The 22,563-nt window shown below is 57.2% G+C and carries 25 protein-coding genes; 15 read left to right on the forward strand and 10 right to left on the reverse strand.

The features are described from left to right. Positions 1-338 precede the first annotated feature (338 nt). Positions 339-782 carry a toxin-antitoxin system HicB family antitoxin gene (locus RTX98_RS03385; RefSeq protein WP_312794583.1) on the forward strand — a complete coding sequence of 148 codons (444 nt, stop codon included), beginning with the start codon at positions 339-341 and terminating at the stop codon, positions 780-782. Continuing rightward, positions 779-916, forward strand: coding sequence for a hypothetical protein (locus RTX98_RS03390; protein WP_312794584.1), 138 nt, complete (start codon positions 779-781; stop codon positions 914-916). The genes RTX98_RS03385 and RTX98_RS03390 overlap by 4 nt, the downstream gene beginning before the upstream one ends. 9 nt (positions 917-925) lie before the next feature. Here the strand turns inward: RTX98_RS03390 and RTX98_RS03395 are convergent, their stop codons facing one another. From RTX98_RS03395 to RTX98_RS03430, 8 genes are all read right to left on the reverse strand, one after another. After that, entirely contained in the window at positions 926-1,999 is a 1,074-nt protein-coding gene (locus tag RTX98_RS03395; protein ID WP_312794585.1) for a DUF3800 domain-containing protein, read from the reverse strand. Further along, positions 1,999-3,807 (reverse strand): DUF2326 domain-containing protein, encoded by a 1,809-nt coding sequence (locus tag RTX98_RS03400; protein ID WP_312794586.1) that lies wholly within the window; start codon positions 3,805-3,807, stop codon positions 1,999-2,001. Before RTX98_RS03400 ends, RTX98_RS03395 begins: the two co-directional genes overlap by 1 nt. After that, the gene (locus RTX98_RS03405) at positions 3,807-4,046 is read right to left on the reverse strand and encodes an ABC-three component system middle component 8 (protein ID WP_312794587.1); all 240 of its coding nucleotides are present in this window, start codon (positions 4,044-4,046) and stop codon (positions 3,807-3,809) included. The genes RTX98_RS03400 and RTX98_RS03405 overlap by 1 nt, the downstream gene beginning before the upstream one ends. After that, positions 4,033-5,001: an ABC-three component system protein gene (locus RTX98_RS03410; protein WP_312794589.1), complete on the reverse strand. Its 969-nt coding sequence runs from the start codon at positions 4,999-5,001 to the stop codon at positions 4,033-4,035. The genes RTX98_RS03405 and RTX98_RS03410 overlap by 14 nt, the downstream gene beginning before the upstream one ends. 13 nt (positions 5,002-5,014) lie before the next feature. Further along, positions 5,015-5,473, reverse strand: a complete 459-nt coding sequence (locus RTX98_RS03415) for an XRE family transcriptional regulator (RefSeq protein WP_312794634.1) — start codon at positions 5,471-5,473, stop codon at positions 5,015-5,017. Positions 5,474-5,752: 279 nt separating this feature from the next. Then, complete coding sequence (locus RTX98_RS03420) at positions 5,753-6,082, reverse strand: hypothetical protein (protein ID WP_312794591.1); 330 nt, start codon at positions 6,080-6,082, stop codon at positions 5,753-5,755. A 30-nt stretch (positions 6,083-6,112) separates the two neighbouring features. Continuing rightward, positions 6,113-6,646 carry a restriction endonuclease gene (locus RTX98_RS03425; protein ID WP_312794593.1) on the reverse strand — a complete coding sequence of 178 codons (534 nt, stop codon included), beginning with the start codon at positions 6,644-6,646 and terminating at the stop codon, positions 6,113-6,115. Continuing rightward, positions 6,646-7,488: a hypothetical protein gene (locus tag RTX98_RS03430; RefSeq protein ID WP_312794595.1), complete on the reverse strand. Its 843-nt coding sequence runs from the start codon at positions 7,486-7,488 to the stop codon at positions 6,646-6,648. The genes RTX98_RS03425 and RTX98_RS03430 overlap by 1 nt, the downstream gene beginning before the upstream one ends. Before the next feature lie 420 nt (positions 7,489-7,908). On the opposite strand from RTX98_RS03430, the gene RTX98_RS03435 reads away from it, so the two are divergent. Next, a complete protein-coding gene (locus RTX98_RS03435) occupies positions 7,909-8,100 on the forward strand; it encodes a hypothetical protein (protein ID WP_312794597.1) in 192 nt (63 codons plus the stop codon). A gap of 342 nt (positions 8,101-8,442) precedes the next feature. On the opposite strand, the gene RTX98_RS03440 is transcribed toward RTX98_RS03435, so the two are convergent. Both RTX98_RS03440 and RTX98_RS03445 read right to left on the reverse strand, forming a co-directional pair. Continuing rightward, positions 8,443-9,078 (reverse strand): GDSL-type esterase/lipase family protein, encoded by a 636-nt coding sequence (locus RTX98_RS03440; RefSeq protein WP_312794635.1) that lies wholly within the window; start codon positions 9,076-9,078, stop codon positions 8,443-8,445. Next, on the reverse strand, positions 9,071-9,997 hold the full coding sequence (locus RTX98_RS03445; RefSeq protein ID WP_312794598.1) for a 2-dehydro-3-deoxygalactonokinase: 927 nt from the start codon (positions 9,995-9,997) through the stop codon (positions 9,071-9,073). Before RTX98_RS03445 ends, RTX98_RS03440 begins: the two co-directional genes overlap by 8 nt. A 111-nt stretch (positions 9,998-10,108) precedes the next feature. On the opposite strand from RTX98_RS03445, the gene RTX98_RS03450 reads away from it, so the two are divergent. From RTX98_RS03450 to RTX98_RS03505, 12 genes are all read left to right on the forward strand, one after another. Further along, complete coding sequence (locus RTX98_RS03450) at positions 10,109-11,017, forward strand: dihydrodipicolinate synthase family protein (protein WP_312794600.1); 909 nt, start codon at positions 10,109-10,111, stop codon at positions 11,015-11,017. Further along, complete coding sequence (locus RTX98_RS03455) at positions 11,014-12,180, forward strand: mandelate racemase/muconate lactonizing enzyme family protein (protein ID WP_312794603.1); 1,167 nt, start codon at positions 11,014-11,016, stop codon at positions 12,178-12,180. The genes RTX98_RS03450 and RTX98_RS03455 overlap by 4 nt, the downstream gene beginning before the upstream one ends. A 21-nt stretch (positions 12,181-12,201) precedes the next feature. After that, positions 12,202-13,473, forward strand: a complete 1,272-nt coding sequence (locus tag RTX98_RS03460; protein ID WP_312794605.1) for a sugar ABC transporter substrate-binding protein — start codon at positions 12,202-12,204, stop codon at positions 13,471-13,473. 62 nt (positions 13,474-13,535) lie between these two features. Then, positions 13,536-14,465, forward strand: coding sequence for a sugar ABC transporter permease (locus RTX98_RS03465; protein WP_312794606.1), 930 nt, complete (start codon positions 13,536-13,538; stop codon positions 14,463-14,465). Positions 14,466-14,477: 12 nt separating this feature from the next. Next, positions 14,478-15,308 (forward strand): carbohydrate ABC transporter permease, encoded by an 831-nt coding sequence (locus RTX98_RS03470; protein ID WP_312794607.1) that lies wholly within the window; start codon positions 14,478-14,480, stop codon positions 15,306-15,308. A gap of 3 nt (positions 15,309-15,311) precedes the next feature. After that, positions 15,312-16,394 carry a sn-glycerol-3-phosphate ABC transporter ATP-binding protein UgpC gene (locus RTX98_RS03475; RefSeq protein ID WP_312794608.1) on the forward strand — a complete coding sequence of 361 codons (1,083 nt, stop codon included), beginning with the start codon at positions 15,312-15,314 and terminating at the stop codon, positions 16,392-16,394. Then, positions 16,391-17,371, forward strand: a complete 981-nt coding sequence (locus RTX98_RS03480; protein WP_312794609.1) for an NAD(P)-dependent oxidoreductase — start codon at positions 16,391-16,393, stop codon at positions 17,369-17,371. The genes RTX98_RS03475 and RTX98_RS03480 overlap by 4 nt, the downstream gene beginning before the upstream one ends. Then, positions 17,368-19,056, forward strand: a complete 1,689-nt coding sequence (locus RTX98_RS03485) for an SMP-30/gluconolactonase/LRE family protein (RefSeq protein ID WP_312794610.1) — start codon at positions 17,368-17,370, stop codon at positions 19,054-19,056. Before RTX98_RS03480 ends, RTX98_RS03485 begins: the two co-directional genes overlap by 4 nt. Beyond that, on the forward strand, positions 19,053-19,814 hold the full coding sequence (locus tag RTX98_RS03490) for an SDR family oxidoreductase (protein ID WP_312794611.1): 762 nt from the start codon (positions 19,053-19,055) through the stop codon (positions 19,812-19,814). Before RTX98_RS03485 ends, RTX98_RS03490 begins: the two co-directional genes overlap by 4 nt. A 123-nt stretch (positions 19,815-19,937) precedes the next feature. Further along, positions 19,938-20,582 carry a 2-dehydro-3-deoxy-6-phosphogalactonate aldolase gene (locus RTX98_RS03495; protein WP_312794613.1) on the forward strand — a complete coding sequence of 215 codons (645 nt, stop codon included), beginning with the start codon at positions 19,938-19,940 and terminating at the stop codon, positions 20,580-20,582. 4 nt (positions 20,583-20,586) lie between these two features. Then, entirely contained in the window at positions 20,587-21,471 is an 885-nt protein-coding gene (locus RTX98_RS03500) for an aldose 1-epimerase family protein (RefSeq protein ID WP_312794615.1), read from the forward strand. Positions 21,472-21,744: 273 nt separating this feature from the next. Then, on the forward strand, positions 21,745-21,927 hold the full coding sequence (locus tag RTX98_RS03505; RefSeq protein WP_312794617.1) for a hypothetical protein: 183 nt from the start codon (positions 21,745-21,747) through the stop codon (positions 21,925-21,927). Positions 21,928-22,563 lie beyond the last annotated feature (636 nt).

Below are 22,563 nucleotides of genomic sequence, written 5' to 3' on the forward strand. Positions count from 1 at the left end.
CTATTTCCCCGGCGAGCAATGAACGGAAACCATGTGGTTTTCGACATGCGCCGCTGATCCGACCTGGATCGCCGCGGTGACAGCTATGCGCACCATTTCGGACGTTCGAACACAGTTGCTGATAACCTCGAAGCAGACCTCCGGATGCCTTCCTGGAATGACCTAGAGGGCGCCATCCATTAGCTGCGCCACATCCCGACACGGGGATAGCAAGAGATGTGAATGAGAGAACACAGCAAACTTCGGGTCCGCTCAGATCTCAGGTGACGGCATGTGTTGACAGATGACGGCAAGTGACTTACGTCTTGATTAGTTGACGGCAACTGATGGAGGGTTTCATGCAGCAGCCGAAATGCAAACGGATCATCGACGGCAAGACCTATAATACGGAGACCGCCACCATGATCGGTGGCTACTGGAACGAAGAGAACCCTCCGGTCACCTACGGAAATTTCCTCTATCAGACCCGGTTTGGCGCATTTTTTCACTACGAGGAATCCGAAGGCTTCGCACCTGAGGATGACTATCAGAAAGTCACTCCCCTTTCCCCGGATGAGGCTCGCGCATGGCTCGAGAAGTATCAGAGCTACGATCCGGACCGTATTGAGCGTCTCTTTGGTGAGATGCCAGAGGCTGGCTCCGGTGAGGTGAAATTCACCCTCCGGATGCCTGATAGCCTGCGGGCGCGACTGGCCGCCAAGGCAGAGGCGAATAAGCAGTCGCTCAACGCATGGATGGTGCGTTGCCTGGAACTCTGCGCAGGCGATGGAGACCGGACGTGAGCAAGATCGAAATCGACGCGTCGCTCAAGACGCTGCGCGTTACGGCCGATGGCGCCATCGCGGTGGTGCTTGGCGTCGCGGTCGCCGCTGTCATCATCGCTTGCGCCGTGAGATTTTTGACGGACTGGCTGTAGGGCCTACCGCTACTTCTTTGGTCGAGGCTTGCTGATTGCGCTTGCGATCTGATCGACAATGTCAGGTCCATCGGCGCGGGGAGGCTCCCCGGGCGCAAAATCAGTGCCGAACTCCACCGGGTAAATCAGGACCTCGCCAAGACCTTGTTCGATCGCTTCGCGGCGGAAACGTACCAATTCCTTGGACACACTAGGTGCCGACACGCGACTGGTGAAGCCGGCGATGAGGTCGCATACCTGAAGGGATGCGTTCTCATGGCTTTTCGCGCTGACCGTTGAAACCACGTGTATCGGGAAGCGCAGCGTCTTGTCGCCGATAGTGAAGATCTGCGGCTCAAGATCAGGGTTGGTCATCCGTTCCCACATGTCGGAACGTTTGAAAAAATGCGTGCTTTCATCGTGGATGACCTCAAAGGGTCCATCCGTCTTTTCCTGCCAGAACTTCATGCACTCGATCGCCGACGTGACATGGATCTCGTTCGAGTCTACGAATGCTGTGAGATTTCGATTAGCTGCTGCCTCTGCAGTTCCCTGGGCGATCAAGCTTAGGAACGTTTCCGTGCCGCGGGGCGGATTGGCTAAGACCGAGCCAATCTCACTCCGGAACGCGCGGAGCAACGGGGCAGTAGGAGCTCGGGCGAATTCGTTGTAGCTCGACAATACCCGGTCCGCATCTTCGCGCGGTAAAAGTTGCTCGAACACGTACCCGACCGAGTTCGCGAAACGGATGGCATAGCCGTCCTTATAGAAGTCATACCCTGCGTCGCGCAGCATCGGCTCCACGAGCTGATCGACGATCTTCGATACGACAACGTACCGCTTGCTGATCTTTGCGGCGCAAAAACTGTCGGGTCTGGCACCGACCTCTTTGGCGAAAGTCAGAAAGTTCCGTCGTCCGGTCGGACGTCTGAACACGTTCGCTGATTTCAGTTCGGGCCCCTGTTGCCCGGGAAACGATCTGGCGATTATGTCGGCCGACTCCCGTTCGGATAGGTCCGTGCTGGCCAAGGCGAAGAACGGCTGGATTGGATCGAACAAGTTCGTGCCCGTCTGACCGCTCTCGTCGAAATAGACCTTCTGCATCAGAACTCAGCCATCCGGAAAAGTCGGCCGTCGTCACCTTCATCGTGAAGCCGGAGGACTACCTCATCGTCGCCGAAGGGGATCGGCTTTCCCCTCGCGTCGCGAGGCATGTCCGCCTCGATGAGGGTCAGGATGTACTGGGTCTTGCCCGACGCGATCTGCTCGCGCACGATTTTCAGCAGCGCCTCCTTCTTGCGGTTGTCGAGTGCCTCAAGCACACCGTCATGGAAGGTGAAATGGTAGAACGCCGCGTCCTCGTAAACCTTCAGCAGCGCTAGGTCGAACAGGGCACAAATGAGCTTTTTGTAACTCGTACCATCACCCTGGCTCGACGTCTTTCCGATCTGCCCCTTCTCCTCGAGACCGATCTCATAGTCGAGGTTGTTGCTCGAGTTCAGGCGGAAATAGAACACCCCATTGTGGTCGAGCACCTGCTGGCAATAGCGGTTGAAGATCGCCCGGAACTTCTCGGCCACGGCCGTCTGCTTGGCGACCATCACCTTCATTTCATCGACGATACGGCCGCGGTCACGTTCCAGCTCGCGTACCGAACGCGCCATTTCCGCGACGGCCCCGAGCTTTCTCTCCTGCTCCTCACGATACACCAGGTGCGCGCGCTGATCGACGAGCTGCTTCTGCAGGTGCTTATATTTGGAAAAGGTGTTGGTGTTCTTCAGCACGGCCATGCTGGCCTGGCGCTGGCCGTCGAGCTCGCGATTGCGGTTCTGCAGCACCTCGCGCTTTGCCTCGAGCTCACGTCGGCGCGAACGCAATGCGACATCACGCTCGTGGGTGACCTTCTTATTGAAGGCGACCAGCTCCTCGTACTTGCGTTTGAGGCTCTGCGCGAAATGGAGTTGGGTCTCGCGAAAGACCTCTTCGATCTCGGCGAGGTCGAACTTGTCTTTTTGCTCGAGCGCTACGTCGATCTGACGGATATCGTAGCGTATGTCGTAAAGCGTGCTATTTATCTGCGCGATCTCGCCTTCGATCTCATCGACCAGTTGCGTCATGATCCGACGCTCTTCAGCGTCAAAGTGGAAGCCATCGAGCTGGGCAGAGAGCTCTTCGATCTCCTGCCTTAGCCGTGCGATATCCGTGATTAGCGCAGGGAGGTCGTCCTCCTTGAACTGCACCTCGGTCTGCTGTTCTTCAAGACGCTGCTTCGCGGTCTGGATCTCGTCATCGAGTTGGTATTTCCGGTCGATGAGTTGGCCCTTGAAGCCGAACAGATGGGCGACGAACGGTTTCCAGTGGGCATCCTTTCCCTGGGAGAACTTTCTAAGCTGAAGCTCATCGCTCCAGTCGTCCTGCGAGCGAAGGAAGTAGGTTATGGCCTTCCGGTAATCGTACGGTTTGAGCACGCGCAGGTCGAGCCATCCATCGAGAAGCGTCTTCGCCGCATCGATGGGCATCGCCACATGATCCCACAAGTCGTCGGCCGCGTCGCAATAGTTCTGTCGGCCCTCGGCGTGACGCTTCAGACCGATCTCATTCGGGTTGGCCGGGCTGCGGCGGATGGTGGCGAAATCGCCGCTATTGAGACTTATCTCCAAGAAGAATACGAACCGCTCGAAACGGTGCTTGTGCTTCACCAGGAAGAACTCCGGCGATATGCCGCGCAGCATCATGAAATCGATCAGATGCAGGAGCGTCGTCTTACCGAGGTTATGGGAGTCGCGCTTTTTGTCGGCCGGCTTGCGCACCTCCCCCAGCACGACGTTGAGGCGCGCGGCATCCGCGCCTAAATTAAAGTCGATCGGCTCGAAGATCGTGGGGAGGTTTGAATATATCCGACTGATCTGCATTAGTCGGTCCGATATTCCAGCGTGTCGTTCTGTACGTGGTATTCGACCTTGCCGAGCAGGTAGAGGAAGTTCAGCGCCGGCAGGAACATAAGCTCCCCGTTGCTGCCTACCCGGCGGATAACGCGCTGCTTCAGCGTCATCATTTCGATGACGCCACGCTTGTGAAGCTCCTTTAGCATGATCGCAGCGACGCGCAGGAGCGACGTATTAAGATCGAGGTGTTTTCTAGGTGTCAGCATGTTCCGCCTCCACCAGAGCAGTGAGGTCCTTCGAGCCGATGTCGCAATGGCAGTACATGTAGTGCAGAAGGATGCTCACCAGCCTTCGCTTCTGGCGCAGGGCGGGACGCTGCTTCTGGATGTGGCCATAGAGGAAATTGAACACGTGATCGAAGTTGGGGAACTTTGCACGGTGCAGAAGGATACTTTCCTTCATCTCTGCGGCTGAGTCGGCATAGATTTCGGCGAACTCACGATTTCTCGGGTTCGAGAGGAAGGCTTTGATTTTATCGAAATAGGGCATCGATCGCGCGACGATCACCTGTCTGTAATAGTCTTCGGTGAGGCCGTTGATGAGGTTCTTATCCTTCAGCTTCACAGACTCGAAGTCGAAAGCGCTGGTGTAGGCGGACTCATCCTCATCCTTGGTATAGTCGCGGAAGGCGTGGATCACTTCGATGAATTCGTCGGACTCGAACACGAACGGAGCCGTGTCCTTCGCGTTCGGCAGATGCTTCTGTAGGTCGGCGTGGCTTACGAGGAGGGAGTGTATATACTCGACGCCGAGGACATGGCCCGATTTGACACCGCATGCTTCGAGGCCAGTAATCAGCTTAATATCGGTCCCGGCCGTATATTTGCGGTTCGTGAAGACCATGTAATGGTCGCAAATGCCGTCCTTCACCCGAGCCTTTAGTTTCGGATGCTCATCCTTCATGAGCTTGAGGAAATCGCGGTCCGAACACGAGCGGTCAGGGGCATTGATGTGCTTCGCTTGAAGCACGACATGGCCCACCAGTGGGGAGGTCGTGCTCGGAAACCGCTCCGCCGTTCCATGGAATTTTCCGTCCCGGCCACCATCCTTGCCAGCCGCAAAGGGGGTGACGCCAAGCCCGAGAAGGTGCTTGGCGATCTGGACCACCAGCGCCTCGAACTCATCGTCGCTGAGTTCGTAGAGGAAAAAATCCCGCTTCACCAAATGCTCCGTGTCACGATGTAGCGAGCGGAGAGGACTTACCGCACTGCGCGGCTTTCTCGCCCGCTGACAGCTCAGCAAAATTCTTGATCGTCACGAACACATTGGGGAAGCGAGCCGTGATCTCAAGCTTTCCGCCCAGTGCCTCGACGTAGCGGCGCAGATTGCTGATATACATGTCCGCTCGCAGCTCCATCTTTGCAAGGGCCGGCTGTCCGACATGCAGGTCGCTTGCCAGCTCCACCTGGGACTTCGCCCGCGCCCGGCGCAGCTCGTGGAGCGCCATCTTCTGTAGCAGTGTCCGGGTCGCAAGCGCGCTACACGGGCGACGCTCGGCCGACGTGCGCTGGCGGAGCTCATTAAATGAACGATGTCCTATCATATCCCCTTCCCCTCGGATCTCGACCAGGTACTCGTCATAAAGACGGTCCGCGATCGGGATCACGGTCTCATAGAACCGGTCGTCACCCACCTTGTTTCCGCCGACCAGCAAGATGGCTGTTCGGCGCGGATCGAACGCGTAGAAGATGCGCCAACTCTCCCTGCGCTTTGCACTCTGAGCTCAGCCGCATGCGTGGGCGGAGAGCCTCCGAGGCCGGATGATTATCGATGCGGCAGCTGGGCTCCGTTCCCCTTAAGCAGCCGGAGGACGCGATCGATGTGATCCAACACGGTTTCAATAAGGTCGATTCCCATCGACCCAAGTCGCTCGTGACCACCACATTCCAAACGTGCACGTCCAGAAGATATTTCACTGGCGGAGTATCGCCAAGGATATTGCGCACACGACAAAACTGCAAAAAGAACTTGCTGCTAAATATCGGGTCCAGCGATGGGCTTGCAAAAGCGAATTTACATTTGTCGGCCTCGTAACGGCCGCCAGAATGATGTCGTCCACGGTTTGCACCATCAGCCACACCTGAGCGGGGTTGTTGCCGGATCGCTTCTTCGCAGCGGAGTGGCGAAAGCGGTCGTTCACCGCGTGCCACTGGCTGATCGAAACCTTCGGAACCTCTGCATCAACACAGCCGATCGTCGTCGTGCTCGCAGTTGCGCCGCCCACTTTCTTCGACTTTGCCATCTAGTGATTCTGCCTCAGACCACAACGGCTCTAACCGATCGCCCCTCGCACCGCGAGATCGCAGAGCTTTTCCTTGAGGAGATGTGCTAGCTCACTTGTGTCCCCGAGCGCGACTATCTCTTCAACGGTGATGACGACGAGGCGTCTTCGCTCGCGTAGGGCGGCTGCGACGACGGCATGGGCGGCGGTCAGATCGTTAGGATCGCCTGTGATGCCTCGGGTCGACACCAGAATCCCTATGTCGAGCCCGCGATTTCTGAGCTTGCTGTCGAACCAATTGACTTCGCCGCTCCCAACACTGTTCGACCAATTTTTGCATTCAACCAAGATGATGTTGGGAAGGAAGTTGAACCCTTCAGGACTTGGATCATTCCAAAGCGCAACGTCGATCTCTTCGGTATGAAACACGTTCATAACATTGCGCCTGGTGATGGCGATGCCGGGTACAAGAGCGAAGAGGTAGCAGATGAGGTCCTCGAGAGCTCGGCCTTGGCCGGTCGTGGTTTGCGCCGCGGCGCTCGCGTCCATGTAGCCTTGGACGACGGCCTGATCTATTGCCGCCATCAGTGCTCAAGCCCGTGAACACGATGGTTGCGCAGGCTTCGCACAATCTCTGGAAATGTCACGTACTCTAGCTGGGCGAATAGATGATCGATCTTGAGTGCGAGGACAGCGGGATTGCTCCGCCAAACCCGATCATCTTGCGAAGGCCCCTCACCGTAGAGCAGCATCGACCAGCGCGAGCCAATCGTGTGTGCGGCTTTCTCAGTCTGACCTAATGCGCGCTTGACGTCCTCCCGCGACCGGAGGCGCGCTTTGATCTCGATCGGGAATGGGTTATCGACATAGGACTGCAAGCCGTCAGACCAGACGACGAGATCGATCCCGCGGCCGGGCGAAGGGGCTTCCGCGACAACCTCGGCACTCGATTCGCGCAATACAGTTGCGACTAGCCTTTCCAGCTCACGAAATTGGCCATCGTGCATCAACTGCGAAAGACGATTGCGATAGAACCTCGTTTCGATCGTTCTTGCCAACGGAGCCGGCCTGCTAGACTGGTCAAGTCGGATTGGACCCAACGGGCTGGCGAGTATCTGATCGAGCGCAAAGTCTATCGCTTCGCGATTTTGAAGGCTTGTGCGAACGATTTGAAAGCCTTGTAGGCTGGCGGGGAGCACACCTCCCTTTGCGGGCGCGAAGATCAGAAGTGGCTTGCCGTATCCTACCGCTAATCCGAGTTCAAAGATCGTATTTGAGATATCGCTGTGGGTTAAGACGCCGATGAGGAGGTCAGCTTGTGCGATGCTCGCAGCAATAGAGGCCTGCCAGGAAGTTCCCGCTGAAGACTCGCTTAGTCCTAGGACCTTCACTCTGCGTTGAATAAGGGCTTCAGCGATGGGTCGCACGTCAGCCGTGGCCGGCGCGGAAATGAAACAGGTCTTGATTCGGTCACTTGCCAAAAGTCTATTCCCTAGCGCATCCTGTCTGCATAGGTTCGAAGTTACGTTCCGGAGGCGGCGGGTGTCTACTGTCCCCACACGCACAAAAACAGCTTTAGGCAGGTCGCTCTCTCATTCAGGATTCCCGATTTGGAGTTGTGACCGACGAGGCAGACTTGGTGCTGTATCGCTATCAGAGACGGCAGCTTTCCCCCTGGCGCTGCTCGCAAGCGAACCGTCCGGATACGGCCAGAGTTTGCCCTAGGAAATCATTTCCCACTCTTGAGCCGAGTCAGGATGCTACGGCAACTGTTGGGTGGTTTGCAGTCAGTCTGCTTTTCGGCGATCATCGGCCGAAAGCGGACGACGCATACCTGCGGAGAACGAATGAAGCCTACACCTCCCTATGCCGTGCATTTCATTGTTGGAAACCTCGCCATCGTCCTGGTGGCATTGCTGGTGTCTGTAACCGCTGCCTGGGCGTTCGGAGTATTTAGTTTTGGCTGGTTTGCTTCATCGATCGTCCTTGCGCTTCTGGTGCGATTGATCACAACGAAAGTAATCGGCCTGTATCGCTGAGGCGATCAGGAGTGATCGATGGTTCCTGCGCTGGTTGGGCAAGGGTTTCGGCGGAGCTGGAATGTAATAGCCTACGAGAGACGGTTCACGTCTGCGGGCGCCTGAAATTGAACGGCTGCTTCCGGGCGCAGCACAAGCCGCTACGAACGGCCGCGATGGGGTCGGTAGCGGAATGGCTGCTTTATGCTTGCTCGATCCTCAAAGCTGTCGGTCAGCTTTCGGCCAAAAGTGCAGCTGTCCTTGCGCCTGGTCTGAAGCAGTTCATCTCAGTTCGAAACAATAACTGTCTTGGTTCTCAGTTTTCAGCGTCAACTAGATCGTTGATCAGGGCAGCCTGGCTTCTCATGGCAATCTGTCGAGCAGTCCCGGTGAACTCTTTAGGACATGTGCCCAGATCGCGTAGCCGGCTGGATTCATATGGATGAGATCGGGCAAAAAGAGACGTGACATTGGTCGGCCGTTTTCTCCAAGCAGTCCCGTGCCCACATCGATCCAACATGTGTCAGTGCGCGAGCTACACCAATCCGCGCATAGTGTATTGAACCGGTCGACTTCATCTGAATAGAGCCAGCGTGCCGGGCTCTGTTTGGTGGATAGAATGAAAACCCGAGCTGTTGGCAACCTCTCCGATATCTGTTCGCGGAGGATCAGGAAGTTGGAGAAGGTGCTGCGTGCGGTGAGGCCGTCATTCGCGATGTCGTTCTCACCAAAATACAAGACGATCTTGGTTGGGTTAAGCGGCAGCAGCAGGCGTTCCATGTAATGGATCCCAGACAGGAAAGTGCCGCCGCCGAACCCTAGGTTGACCACGTCCAGCGACTTGAGGTCGCCTGTCAGACCCGTCCACAAGCGGATGGATGACGAGCCATAGAACGCAATAGGCGCCCGAGGTACCCCATTGCGTTCAAGCTGCGCGAGTATGGCATAAATGTCATTTTCGTGCCGGTTGGTACCCAGTGTGGGCGGAAAATCATACATCACGGTGGCGATCGCAGGCGGCCTTGAGGATAGCGATCGCGCCATCTATCGCTTCGCTGCCGGACGCTTCCTTAACCGTTAGACCGAAGGTCGAGGCTGCTACTCCGTAAAGCCCGTTAAGACCATCATTGCCCACAATTGCCACCTCATCACCCGCCTTGAACCAGCCTTCCTCAGACGCTTGTCGGAACTCCTGTCCGATTACGAGACCTGAGACATAGGAGCGCAACTCGTCAGCAGAAATTTCTTTCGCAAGTCCCCCGGTGCGAGCCGAAAAGAGCAGGGAAAGCATAGCACCTGTGCCGGCAGCTTCCTTCAGGCCACGCCGAAAGGCTGCTGCATCTTCGACCGGGGGATTGGCCGCCCCACGTGCGATGAAGGAATGGTTCATGAGAAGTGAGAAGATCTCGCCGGTGACAAAGGTCTGAAAACGAGCAATCCGTCCGTCAGCCACAAGGGCCCACTTGCTATGGGTTCCAGGCAGGATCACCGTCCGGTTGCTTGCTAGTCCCAGGCCGACCACCTGTGTCTCCTCGCCCCGCATCACATCTGCAAACGGCTTCCCGGCAGGGTCAGTGAGGCCGGCCAGAAACACTAGTTGCGAGCCATTTGGTAGTGTTCGGGTGACCGTCCCATGGCTTAATTCCTCCAAGCCAGCAGGGCAGTGCACGTAGTCAACCTCGACCCAGCCGTTCCGGCTGGTGATCATGCCTAGTGCTGCAATCGGCAGAGCGCCGTGAGCGGTAAGCCAAGGCTGCAAAGTCTCCAGCAAAACCTTCTCGTGCTCGCCTTTAGCAAGAACGGAGATGCCCTGTTGTGTCTCCAGGTGGTCAAGGGCCTGCCCTTCCGCGGTCACGAGGGTCGCCCGGAGAGAGGTCGTTCCCCAATCAACAATAATCGAAGCCGCTTGTTGTCCCATGTCGAGGATCCCTTGGCAGTTGCGTGGCAGGCCTTGTCTTACGAGCGAACTTCGCTTAGTGTCAATTTGTGATTTACATGTCTCATATTATGATACTAAATGGATTGCGCTATGAGTTCTGATCTGACTGGTATTCTTCCGGTTCTACCGACGCCTTTCGCTCTAGGCGGCGACGTCGATCGCTTGGGGATGGCGAAGTTGACCAAATTCGCTTTGGCCCATGGGGTACACGGCGTGGTGTTTCCTGGCTTCGCCAGCGAGGTGGAGACGCTGACCGGCCAGGAGCGAGCTGATCTACTCAAGATCGTGGTGGCAGAAGTGGGCGGGCGTGTACCAATTATCGCCGGCGCCAGCGCTGCCACCTGGGAAGAAGTGGTTGCGCACGGATCTGCAGCTGCCGCCCTGGGCATCCGGCACCTGATGGTTCAGCCTCCGAAATCGGTTGGTATCGACGCTCCCGCCTTGATCGACTTCTTGGGCAAGGTGTTGGATGCGCTACCCTCTATAGAGATCATCCTTCAGAATGCGCCGGCCCCCCGGGGTTCGGATTTAAGTCCCGCCGCGATCATCGAGATTATTACCGCCCTTCCCCGTGTGGCCTATGTGAAGGAAGAGACGCTTCCTGCTGGACCCGCGATCAGTCACATCATCGCCAATGCCCCACAAACGCTGAAGGGCGTGATCGGAGGCGGTGGTGCTCGCTATGTTCTTGACGAATATGCACGCGGGGCAACTGCGGCCATGCCTGCTCTCGAGATCGTCGACGAGCATGTCGCCTTGACGCGCGCCTGGAACGAAGGAAGGCGAGACGAAGCCCGCCAGATCTACGTCCGTACGTTGCCACTGCTCGTGCTTCAGGCTGTCTACCGCATGCGCCTGACGAAATATGTGTTGAGGCGCCGTGGTGTCATCGAACACATCGACGTTAGGGCGCCAACGCCAATGCTTGATGACCCAGCGTGCACCGATATCGATCGGAACTTGTCAGAACTTGGCTTGCTGGTCGCGGAAGCAGCATGAGCAGTCCTGTCGTCTCGGTCGAAGTCTTTACGCTAACCCAACCCCGCAAGGTTCCTTATCTTGGCGCCCTGCGTGAAGGTGAGGTGGTCAATGCAAACGGCTACATCGTTCGCAAGGGCAACCGCACCGTCTATCCAACCTTCGACCGCAGCGTTCTCGTCAGGATGGTGACGGACGCTGGCGTGGTTGGCTGGGGCGAGACATACGGCATCGTCGCCCCGGGCACGGTTGCAGCGCTCATAAACGACCTGCTTGCAGGATTTGTCATCGGCCGAGACGCTTTCGACCCATCCGCCGTCTATGACGATCTCTACGACATGATGAGGGTCCGCGGCTATATAGGTGGTTTCTATGTCGATGCATTGGCAGCTCTGGACATCGCGCTTTGGGATATCGCAGGCCAGGAGGCAGGCAAACCCATAAGCGAGATGTTGGGAGGCGGCAAAGAAAGTTTTCCAGCCTATGTTTCTGGTCTGCCGGAACGGACGTTGGCGGCGCGCGGCGAGCTAGCCAAATACTGGCAAGATCGCGGCTTTGATTCATTCAAGTTCGCTACACCCGTCGCAGATGACGGCCCTGCCCGCGAAATGGAGAACCTCCGCAACATTCTTGGACCGCGGGCCAAGATCGCCGCAGACATGCACTGGAACCAAACACCAGAACGCGCCCTCGAATTGATCGAGGAAATGGCGCCCTACGATCCATGGTTTGCGGAAGCACCGGTTTGGACGGAAGACATTGCAGGTCTCGAGAAAGTCTCCAAAGGCACTAGCATCCCTATTGCAGTTGGCGAAGAGTGGCGAACGCATTGGGATATGCTGGCTCGTATCGAGCGGTGTCGCATCGCAATCGTCCAGCCCGAAATGGGCCACAAGGGCATCACCAACTTCATTCGCATCGGCGCGCTGGCAGCCAAGCACAAAATCGACGTGATCCCGCATGCCACGGTAGGTGCGGGAATTTTTCTGGCTGCAAGCCTCCATGCGGCATCGACCCTGCCCACCATGCGCGGACACGAGTTCCAGCATTCGATCTTCGAGCCGAACCGGCGGCTCCTGGTGGGCAACATGGATTGCCGTGAAGGTCGGTATCACTTGCCGACAGGTCCCGGCCTGGGAGTGCGGCCGTCCGAAGCAGCGCTTTCTCTACTCGAGCGCATCTGAATATAATTGGGAGGAAAAAAGATGAGGAAGCTTCTACGCAGCCTGGTACTAACCACGGCCGCCTATGCACTTGTTGCTTCAAGCGGGGCAACGCCCGCTTTCGCGGACACAGTCCTGAAGTTCATTTCCTGGCAAACGGATGATGCAGGGACGGGCGAATGGTGGAAAGCCGCAATCGCGGAATTCGAGAAGCAGCACCCTGGCGTCAGGATCGAGTTCACGAAAGCCGAACGTAGCTCGTATGCCGACACGATGACGACGCTCTTCGCAGCGGGCACGCCGCCTCAGATCGTCCATCTTGCTTCCTTCGAATTCCAGATGTTTGCAGACAATGGCTGGCTTGAGCCGCTCGATAGCCGGATCGAAAAAGATGGTATCGACCTGAACGGGTGGGCCGGGCAGCAGAAATGCGAGTGGAACGGCGAAACCGTCTGCATCATGACGAACTATTTTGGCTTCGTCATGGCTTACAACAAGAAGATCCTCGACCAGGCAGGGTTGGCTGTCCCGACCAGTTATCAAGAGTTTTTTGATGTCGCTAAGGCAACAACGAAAGACCTCAACGGTGATGGCATCGTTGATCAATTCGGGACCGGCCATGAGACCAAGGGCGGTCCCGGGCAGTATCTGACCGAGATGTTGAACTACATTTTGGATGCAGGCGCGTACTGGACGGACAAGGATGGCAATATCACTATCGATACGCCGGAAATGGTCACCGGACTCACGCGCTGGAAGGAACTGAACAAGTCAGGCGTCGGGCCGGTCGATATGGCCGCGAGCGATGTCCGCAAGCTGTTTGCTGACGGCAAAATGGCCATGCGTCTGGATGGACCTTGGCTTTATGGCACCACGGAAAAGGGCAGCGCCAAAGCCGACATCGTCTATGCCGCTCCGCCGCTTAACCCGCCGCTTGGTGGGTCTTCCAACGTATTGGCAATCCCGGTCGATATCCCTGAGGAGGAAAAAAGCCTCGTCTGGGACTTTATCAAGCTGACCATGTCCCCTGAGTATCAGCGGCTCTACGCGACGCTGGGAGGCAACACGCCGCCAAGCCCGACGGCTGACGTCTCTGGCGTCGAGCAGAAGCTTCCGCACTTTCCCATTTTGCTTGAAACGATGAAGGCTGCAGCAGCTGCCGGCGTCGATCGTATCCCAACAGGTCTTGAGCTCTATTACAATGAGTTCAGCAAGATGATCATGGAAGAAAGTCAGCGGATGCTGATCGAGGACCTGGATCCAGCTGAGGTTGCCAAGACCATGCAGGCAAAGGCGGAACAGCTGAAGGGTTGAGATCACCCTTTCCGCTTCGCTTTCCGCCAATAATCAAATCTGTACCACCAGGGGGAGGACCTATGGTGACCGATACTTCCATCACGTCGCGTCGCAAGTTTTTTGATCTCGCGCGACCAAGCCGTCAGCATCTGCTGGGATATATCCTGATCGCTCCGGCAGTCTTGATGGTCGCTGCGATCATCGTTTGGCCGCTCTTTGTGGCGATCGACCTGTCGTTTCAACAGGTCAAAATTCCTCGGCTCGGTGCGGCAGGCAAACCTTTCTCATTTGCGAATTATCAATGGCTGCTGAATTCCCAGGAATTCTGGCTGGCATGTTGGGTGACCCTTAAGCTCGTCGTGGTTGTAACGATCGGCAGCGTTCTGGTCGGCCTTGGCAGCGCGCTTCTCGTCAACAACAAGTTTCGCGGTCGTACAATTGCGCGGCTTGGCATGGCATTGCCATGGGCTGTTCCAGAGATTATCGCGGTCGTGATCTTCGCTTGGATGTTCAACAGCTCCTTCGGACTATTTGGCTGGCTCGCCCTGCAACTTGGGTTATCCGATCAGATGGTGCCCTGGGTGTCTGATGCGAGCGCCGCCTTCTTGGCGGTAGCAATCACAATGGTCTGGAAGGGCTTCCCCTTCGTCTCGATCATGTGCCTTGCAGGCTTGCAGTCCATTCCTGCCGACTACTATGCGGCTGCTCGGGTGGACGGAGCGAGTGCATTTCAGCGCTTCCGTTGGATCACCCTTCCCCTGCTCACGCCCGTTCTTGGTGTTACCGTCGTCCTGACGCTTTTGTGGGTATTTCGCGACTTCTCGATCATCAAGGTTCTGACTGGTGGCGGCCCTCTGCGCTCAACACAGACCCTGTCCATCATGACCTACGACCAGGCCTTTCAGTATCATAATTTTGGTCGAGCGGCGGCTGTTGGCGTGCTGACGCTTGTGATCTGCGTTCTTGCCAGCTTGTTGATGCTCGGCCGTCGCTCCCGGTCCATTTACTAAGGAGCCATGTCCATGAAACGTAGTCTCGCTCAAAGCATCGCTCTTTATGCGACGGTCATTCTCACCGCGGCGGTTATTCTGTGGCCCGTTTACTGGTTGATCGTGACCGCATTGTCGACCACGGATGAGCTCTACCGGCTGCCGCCGACCTTTTGGCCCGACGATCCGAAATGGGACGTCTTTGCCCGGGTGTGGGAGGCCAAACCCATCGTGCGATGGCTGACAAACTCCACGCTGGCGGCAGTTGGATCCGTCACCCTCTCGATGGTGGTATCCGTCAGTGCCGGCTACGCATTGTCGCGCTACTCGATGAAGGGCGGAGCTACGATGGGCCTGTTCGTGCTGACTGCCAAGATGCTGCCGGCAACGCTTCTGGTCATCCCGTTGTTCTCCATCTTCTCCCGTATGGGCTTGATCGGCAGCCTGTGGACGCTGGTTCTGGCTCATTCCACGATGATCATCCCCTTTGCGACATGGATGCTGAAGGGTTACTTTGACACCATACCACGGGAGTTGGAACAGGCAGCCATGGTCGATGGCTGCTCACCTGTTGGCGCCTTGTGGCGCGTGGTGCTTCCGATTGCGACGCCCGGCCTTGCAGCGACTGCACTTTATGCTTTTGTCCTCAGCTGGGCTGATTATGCCTATGCGCGAACCTTCCTCGTCAACTCGCCCGACAATTGGACCGCCAATCTCGGCATCACGACGATGCAGGGTGAGTACGTCACCTACTGGAACGATATCGCGGCGGCCTCGGTGTTCGTCGCGATCCCGATTATCGTCATCTACCTGTTCCTCGAACGCTATTTGGTCGGCGGCCTGACCGCTGGCGCGGAGAAGTGAAGCATGGCTAACATTTCCATTCGCAACGTCAGCAAATCGTATGGCTCCCTCAGGGTTCTAGAGCCCTTTTCACTGGAAATCGAAGACGGCGAATTCGTTGTTCTTGTTGGCCCTTCCGGCTGCGGTAAATCAACCATGCTGAAGATCCTCGCGGGGCTAGAACCGGCAAGTGACGGCCAGATCTTCATTGGCGAACGGGAGGTGACCGATTTGGCACCAGGCGATCGCGACATAGCCATGGTCTTCCAGAATTACGCGCTGTACCCGCACCTGACCGTTCGCCAGAACATCGGGTTCGGCTTAAAGATGCGCGGCGCCACTAACGCAGAGATCGACAGCCGGGTCGAGAACGCAGCTCGTATCCTTGAGGTCACGCCTTATCTTGATCGTAAACCTAAGGATCTGTCCGGTGGTCAACGCCAGCGCGTAGCACTGGGCCGCGCCATCGTGCGTCAGCCTCAGGCCTTCCTGATGGACGAACCGCTTTCGAATCTGGATGCTAAGCTGCGTGTCAACATGCGGGCTGAAATCGGCGCATTGCACAAGCGGATCGGCGTTACGACCGTCTACGTGACACACGATCAGGTTGAGGCCATGACCATGGCAGATCGCGTCGTCATCATGCAGGGTGGCGTTATTCAGCAGATCGCTACGCCCGACGAACTCTTCGATCGACCTGCCAACCTTTTCGTTGCGAGCTTCATCGGATCGCCGGGAATGAACTTCCTAAACGCCGAAGTTCAAGATGGCACTTTCAACTTGTTTGGCCGCGACGTGGCTCTGCCCAAGTCAGGGGCTCATCAAGGCCCCGTGGTTGTAGGGCTTCGACCCGAGCATCTATCGCTCGGCGAAGGGCCTGCCAGTTTTACCGTGCGGCCCACCCTTATAGAAAGCCTGGGGTCGGAAAAATATGTCTACTTCGATGCTCAAGGAGCGGTTCAGCCACAAGGTGATGAAGGCAGATCAAAGGGACTGATTGCCAGAGTTGCGCATTCAGGAAGCCTCTTGAAGGGTGAAGAGCTTAGGCTCGGCTTCAACCCAGAGCACCTTTACCTATTTCACCCTGCGACAGGACAGAGACTATGATCCTCGTTACTGGATCCGCTGGCCGCGTCGGGCGAGCAGTTGTTGCAGCCCTGCGTTCCCAAGGTCGAAGCATTCGAGGCTTCGACCTGCGAAGCTCTGGCCTTGCCGATGAAGTTGTTGGTTCCCTGGATGACGCCCAGGCTGTTGCGCAAGCAATGTCCGGCATCAATGACGTGCTGCACCTTGGCGCGTTCATGTCCTGGGTACCGGCTGATCAACAGCGTATGTTCACTGCCAATGTCGAGGGCACGCGTATTCTGCTTCAGGCAGCCGCCAACGAGGGCGTACGGCGCTTCGTTTTTGCGTCGTCGGGCGAGGTTTATCCCGAGAACAATCCCCAATTTCTGCCGGTAACGGAAGAGCATCCGCTGCAACCAACGTCACCCTACGGGCTGACCAAGCTCCTTGGTGAGGAATTGGTCCGATTTCACCAACGTGCCGGTCGGATGGAAACGGTCATCCTGCGCTTCTCGCATACCCAGGATGCAGCCGAACTGCTGGACGAGGATAGTTTTTTCTCCGGTCCTCGCTTCTTCCTGCGCCCGCGTATCAGGCAGCAAGAAGGCTTTGGCAATACCGCCATAGCCCACCTCTTGCGTGCCGCTGATATCGGGGAACCGTCACACGTTCTGGCCCGCAACCAAGATGGCCGTCCTTTCCGTATGCATATCACGGAAACGCGCGACATGGTGGCAGGCGTTCTTCTGGCGCTTGATCATCCCGCGGCGGTTGGAGGCACCTTCAACCTAGGTTCGGACGAGCCTGTTGATTTTGCCGATATCGTTCCGCTGATGTCTGAACTGACTGAACTGCCCATCGTTACGGTCGATCTTCCTGGTGCAGGCGTCTACTACCATACGTCAAACGAGCTTATCAGGCGAACGCTTGGCTTTTCAGCGGAATGGACGGTGAAGCGCATGCTGAGTGAGGCTGCCCCTGCAAGAAGCCGTCGCCTGGCTGAAGGACGTCAGGCATGAAACCCGAAACGCCTGGAGGGACAGCCGCACTCTCTAAAGGCCTGACCTTGTTGGACATGGTAGCCGATGCCCCTGAGCCATTGCGCTTCGCAGAGCTATTAAACGCCTCAGGCCTTCCGAAACCAACCTTTGCCCGAATTCTCAGAACACTGATCGCCTACGGCCTGGTGAGGCAGGATGCCTCATCAGGCACCTATGTGCTTGGCCAGCGCTTTCTCGAAATGACGCATCGCGTTTGGGATAGTTTCGACATCGTGTCTGCAGCTTTGCCAGAACTGCAACGGTTGGCTGGCGAGCTTGGCGAGACGGCAGCGATGTGCCGGCTAGATGGTTCGATGGTGCAATATCTAGCCGAACAATCGGCCAATGGCCTTGCAGTTCGCGTGGAAGTTGGGCGGCGTGTTCCGCTTCATTGCACCGCTGGAGGTAAGGCGCTTCTAGCTTTTCAGGATCCGGCTATGGGGCGGGCGCTCGCGGAACGGCTCACGCTCGACAGTTTCACGCATCATACACTCGTTACACCTGAAGCCCTTCAAGCAGACCTGACCCTGACACGTGCGCGCGGGTACTCGGTGTCCTATGAAGAGCATCTGGCTGGCGTGAACTCGGTCGCTGCCCCGGTAATGGGACGCGATAATACCCCGATTGGTGCTTTGGTCGTGCTGGGGCCGTCATCGCGCCTCGACACCTCCAACATCCACCCGACAGGCCGCGAACTCATCGCTGCCGCACGTCGCATAACCGGTGCCGCAGGTGCCGTGGCCATTACGTCGCGGCCCCGTCCGCGCAGCAAGACCGACAGGCAGTTGGCAGAACTGAGCTGCGTTTTGCCGTGGGGTGCTCAACTTGGTGAAAGCCCTGTGTGGCACCCGCAGGAGCGCGTTCTCTACTGGGTCGATATTCTGCATCCCGCAGTCTATCGCTTCAACCCCGAGACCGGTCGCAATGAAAGTTGCGAAACCGGGAAGCTCGTGAGCGCGGTGATCCCTGTTGAGGGTGGGCGCTTGCTCGTTGCCTCACAGGATGGGATCGAATGGCTCGATTTTGCGAGTGGTGCTTTGACCCCTTTCTCCAGTCCGGAGTCCGGCATCCTCGATAATCGCCTCAATGACGCCAAGCGCGGACCCGATGGAGCCGTATGGGTCGGCTCGATGCGTATCGACGCGTCAAAGCCGACTGGAGCCCTTTACCGCGTCGATGCAAAAGGCGCTTTTCAGCGTAAGGAAGGCGGGATCACCGTATCCAACGGTTTGGGTTGGAGCCCTGATGGTCGGACCCTCTATTTCGTGGATACGGTGCCAGGATTGATCCACGCCTATGAATGCGACCCTGAGACCGGGGCCTTGGGGGCCCGCCGCGAGTTTGCACGCATCGCTGTAGCTGACGGTCGGCCCGATGGTCTTGCCGTTGATGCAGAGGGCGGGGTCTGGTGTGCTATTTGGGATGGCTGGTGTGTTCGCCGCTACCTTCCAGATGGCAGCCTTGATCAAGTCCTGGAGCTACCGGTGCCTCGTCCCACCAGTGTGTGCTTCGGTGGCCCTGACCTTTCGACGCTTTTCATCACCAGTGCCCGTACGCGGCTGCCCGCCTCAACGCTTGCGGATGCTCCCCTCTCGGGCGGACTGTTTGCAGGCCGTCCCGGTGTCGCTGGCGCACCTATCCCCCTTTTTGATGGTGACGCATGACGCTTGAAAAACTGTTTGGCCTCAAGGGTCGTACTGCCCTTGTGACAGGCTCAAGCCGCGGTATCGGAGCTGCCATCGCCGAAGGGCTTGCGGCTGCCGGGGCAGAAGTAATTTTGCACAGCACTGCAGACGCGGGGACCACTGCGGTGCGGACGCGCATCGAAGCAGCCGGCGGCATTGCCCACGAACTCGCCTGCGATCTTTCCACACCAGAAGCGGGCCGCAAGCTCATCGAGCAGGCCGAGGCTCATGCTCCATTGGACATATTGGTGATCAATGCGAGTGCCCAGATCAATGCAACCCTGGCGGATCTTCGCGCTCGTGACTTGTCATTCCAACTGGCAGTGAATCTGGGATCGACGGTGGACATGCTGCAGACGGTTCTGCCGTTGATGGCTGCTCGGGGTTGGGGACGGGTCGTCTCGATCGGCTCCGTTAACCAGCTCAGACCAAAGAGTGTCGTTACGGCCTATGCCGCCACGAAGGCAGCACAACACAATCTCATCCAGAGCCAAGCTCGAGATTACGCGAACAAGAACGTCCTTCTCAATACGCTTGCGCCCGGCTTGATCGATACGGACCGCAACGCACATCGTCGCGACAGCGACCCTGACGGTTGGGCACTGTACACACAAAACCTCAATTGGATGGGCCGTGCCGGCCTGCCGGAGGAAATGGTTGGAGCTGCGATCCTGCTGTCATCCGAGGCATGTAGTTTTATGACTGGCGAGTCGATCTTCATGACCGGCGGATATTGATCGCTGGTCTCAATCATCATGCGCACCGCTCCATTGAAGCTTAGCCGATGCGCCGCATGAGGCCGCGCGTAAGCCAGCTGGTACCATGAGCGCCCGTTGCGTTCTTCCTAAGAGGACAGTTAGATGACCGCAATGCAATGGCCCAAGATGGCGCGGGATCTGGTTGCTATCGTGCGTGGCGTTACACCTGATGAAGTGGAACAGATAGCAGGCGCATTAATCGAAACCGGCATACAGGCCATCGAAGTGCCGCTTAATTCGCCGGACCCACTTTCCTCTATTCGTATTCTTGCCAAAACCTTCGGCAACGAGACCTTGATCGGCGGCGGAACCATGCTCACGGTCTCCGATGTCGAGAAAGTGCATGCCGTTGGTGGGCGTCTCTTTGTCAGCCCGAACATGCGTACCCAAGTGGTGGCCCGGGCGGCAGAGTTGGGAATGGTTGCTATGCCTGGTGTCATGACACCGACTGAGGCATGGGATGCCATTGATGCAGGAGCATCAGGCTTGAAGTTCTTCCCCGCAGACATTCTCGGCCCGTCAGGTATCGCGAGCATCAAGGTCATCCTGCCAAAAGCTTCAGTGATCGCGGCTGTTGGCGGAATTTCCGCAGATAACCTAGAAGCCTACATGAAGGCCGGCGTACGTGCTCTCGGCATCGGCAGCACCTTCTATCGTCCTGGCGATGATGCGGCCACCGTGCGTGCGAAAGCGCTGCCCATCATCGCGGCTTATGATGAGGCTCGTGTACGACTCCTACGAGGCTGAGGTCATGCATGTTCTTCAAAACGGAGTTCTGCGCGTCCAGATTGCGGAACTTGGCGCCGAGCTTCAATCGATCGTCACCCTTTCAGACACCAGTGAGTGGCTCTGGCAAGGTGATCCTCTTTGGTGGGCGGACAGATCGCCTCTGCTGTTTCCCGTTATTGGCCGAAGCCCGAATGATACGGTGACAATCGATGGCGCCCCCCATTCAATGCCTCCACATGGATTCGCCCGCAGCAGCCTGTTTCGAGTGCTAGAGGCTGATGCCACTGAGGCAAGGCTCGAACTCAGGTCCAACCCGGAAACCATCAAGTCGTTTCCCTTCGATTTCCGCTTGGAAATCGCCTATCGCCTTCAAGGAAATAGTCTGACTTGCCTCGCTATCGTCGACAATCTGGACTCGCGGGACATCACCTTTCAATTCGGCTTTCATCCAGCATTCAACTGGCCTCTGCCGGGTGCTTATGGATGGACGCATGTGGTAGAGCTTGGCAATCGTGCTTCACCACAGATGATGCAGCTTGATGCCTCGGGGCTTTTAGACAAGAGGCCCCTCACCTCTCCTTTTTCAAATGGATGTATAACACTGCACCCCGCCTTGTTTCAGGCTGGTGCGATGGTGTTTGAGGAGGATGTCGGCACCAACATTGCGTTCGCAGCAGGTAACACCTGCATCGAAATGACTACCAAAAACCTTCCGATGTTCGCGTTATGGCAAAAGGAGGGAGCGCCCTTTCTTTGTATGGAACCTTGGTGCGGTACCGCACCGTCATCTGCTCAGGGACGAGCACTGGAAAACCGCAACGGCAGTGTTGTTCTGCCTCCGCAGGCAAGCAAGTTGTTTGAAATGCATCTTCGGTTCGAAGGTCAGAGCGGTTCTGTTAAGGTATGATCCGGTTCAAACTTGGCTCGCCGTTTTATACCACCTGCCTCGATAAGCATCCGCGCAGCCTCGAGAAGCATCCACAAAGAAATATCTTCAAAGCTATAAGGTTCTCTCGCGGGCGCAACTCAGACGGATAGCAGCTACTCGGTTAAAGGGACCCAGGAAGCGGACCGTCCGCTTTCTGCTGAGGAGGTTGTCGAGGAGACAGCGCAGGATACGGGCATCCTCGACTGCCTCTCGGACCTCTCGCAAGACCTTTGCGACCGCTGGAAAGGCGCTTTGTATGCGCTGAACCCTGTCAACACGGATGCGGCCCGGCACTTCTGTACCAGCGTCCGCGAGATTTTTACCGAAATCCTCGATCGTTGGGCCGACGACAAGGCGGTCGTCGCCGCCACCTTAACTGCGAAAAGACACAAAGCGGTACGCCGTGGCGTCGGGCTAAGATTCGTTTCCTGCTAAAGAAGAAGGGGGCACATACCACCGACATGCTCGGCTTCGTCGAGAAGGATATCGACGACATCCTCCAGGTACCCTGAGCCAGGATAAGGAATGGCGTATCTCTTGCAGATCGCGGCGAGTGCGGTTCCAGAGATACCGAACTCGGGCGCGAGTTTGCTGAGGGGACTTTTGCACACGCGGGTGTAAAGCTCGAGGCGAGTGAGTTGCATGATGGTCGGTCTCAACGCAGATGATCAGGACGCCAGTCTAGGTGGCAGTCTACCGTCTGTCTGCGGACGTCGTTATCGGAGCTAGCCGCTCCACTACCCACTCGGCTTTTAGACTTGCAAGGAATTTTCCGTCCACGGCCGGTTACCGCCGATCTTACGCTAGATGAGCCACAAACCTGCTTCGACTTGCTTCCAGGATGCTCCTTTGGAAACTCGAACATCATCCCGAGGGGGCCTCTGAGACTCTGGTCCTGCATGAGGCCGCCGTTTGGGCGGCCACAATCCCCTCTTTCCCGCCTTCCCATCGCGCGCCGCAGCATCAACCGGCAAGCGCGGCTTCGCCGCGTCACCTGCTGAAAAAACGGCTTTCAGGCTTCGCCCGAACCTTCCGTTTTTTCAGCAGGCGACCGGTTGACCCCGCTTGATC

This window comes from Tianweitania sp., from assembly GCF_032053605.1.
In the GTDB taxonomy this organism is placed as follows: domain Bacteria; phylum Pseudomonadota; class Alphaproteobacteria; order Rhizobiales; family Rhizobiaceae; genus Tianweitania.

Excerpts from the sequence above, each read along its gene's own strand:
- RTX98_RS03385 (WP_312794583.1), top strand. The coding sequence starts at position 339 with ATGCAGCAGCCGAAATGCAAACGGATCATCGACGGCAAGACCTATAAT.
- RTX98_RS03395 (WP_312794585.1), bottom strand. The coding sequence starts at position 1,999 with ATGCAGAAGGTCTATTTCGACGAGAGCGGTCAGACGGGCACGAACTTG.
- RTX98_RS03400 (WP_312794586.1), bottom strand. The coding sequence starts at position 3,807 with ATGCAGATCAGTCGGATATATTCAAACCTCCCCACGATCTTCGAGCCG.
- RTX98_RS03405 (WP_312794587.1), bottom strand. The coding sequence starts at position 4,046 with ATGCTGACACCTAGAAAACACCTCGATCTTAATACGTCGCTCCTGCGC.
- RTX98_RS03420 (WP_312794591.1), bottom strand. The coding sequence starts at position 6,082 with ATGGCAAAGTCGAAGAAAGTGGGCGGCGCAACTGCGAGCACGACGACG.
- RTX98_RS03425 (WP_312794593.1), bottom strand. The coding sequence starts at position 6,646 with ATGGCGGCAATAGATCAGGCCGTCGTCCAAGGCTACATGGACGCGAGC.
- RTX98_RS03435 (WP_312794597.1), top strand. The coding sequence starts at position 7,909 with ATGAAGCCTACACCTCCCTATGCCGTGCATTTCATTGTTGGAAACCTC.
- RTX98_RS03440 (WP_312794635.1), bottom strand. The coding sequence starts at position 9,078 with ATGTATGATTTTCCGCCCACACTGGGTACCAACCGGCACGAAAATGAC.
- RTX98_RS03445 (WP_312794598.1), bottom strand. The coding sequence starts at position 9,997 with ATGGGACAACAAGCGGCTTCGATTATTGTTGATTGGGGAACGACCTCT.
- RTX98_RS03450 (WP_312794600.1), top strand. The coding sequence starts at position 10,109 with ATGAGTTCTGATCTGACTGGTATTCTTCCGGTTCTACCGACGCCTTTC.
- RTX98_RS03455 (WP_312794603.1), top strand. The coding sequence starts at position 11,014 with ATGAGCAGTCCTGTCGTCTCGGTCGAAGTCTTTACGCTAACCCAACCC.
- RTX98_RS03460 (WP_312794605.1), top strand. The coding sequence starts at position 12,202 with ATGAGGAAGCTTCTACGCAGCCTGGTACTAACCACGGCCGCCTATGCA.
- RTX98_RS03465 (WP_312794606.1), top strand. The coding sequence starts at position 13,536 with ATGGTGACCGATACTTCCATCACGTCGCGTCGCAAGTTTTTTGATCTC.
- RTX98_RS03470 (WP_312794607.1), top strand. The coding sequence starts at position 14,478 with ATGAAACGTAGTCTCGCTCAAAGCATCGCTCTTTATGCGACGGTCATT.
- RTX98_RS03475 (WP_312794608.1), top strand. The coding sequence starts at position 15,312 with ATGGCTAACATTTCCATTCGCAACGTCAGCAAATCGTATGGCTCCCTC.
- RTX98_RS03480 (WP_312794609.1), top strand. The coding sequence starts at position 16,391 with ATGATCCTCGTTACTGGATCCGCTGGCCGCGTCGGGCGAGCAGTTGTT.
- RTX98_RS03485 (WP_312794610.1), top strand. The coding sequence starts at position 17,368 with ATGAAACCCGAAACGCCTGGAGGGACAGCCGCACTCTCTAAAGGCCTG.
- RTX98_RS03490 (WP_312794611.1), top strand. The coding sequence starts at position 19,053 with ATGACGCTTGAAAAACTGTTTGGCCTCAAGGGTCGTACTGCCCTTGTG.
- RTX98_RS03495 (WP_312794613.1), top strand. The coding sequence starts at position 19,938 with ATGACCGCAATGCAATGGCCCAAGATGGCGCGGGATCTGGTTGCTATC.
- RTX98_RS03500 (WP_312794615.1), top strand. The coding sequence starts at position 20,587 with ATGCATGTTCTTCAAAACGGAGTTCTGCGCGTCCAGATTGCGGAACTT.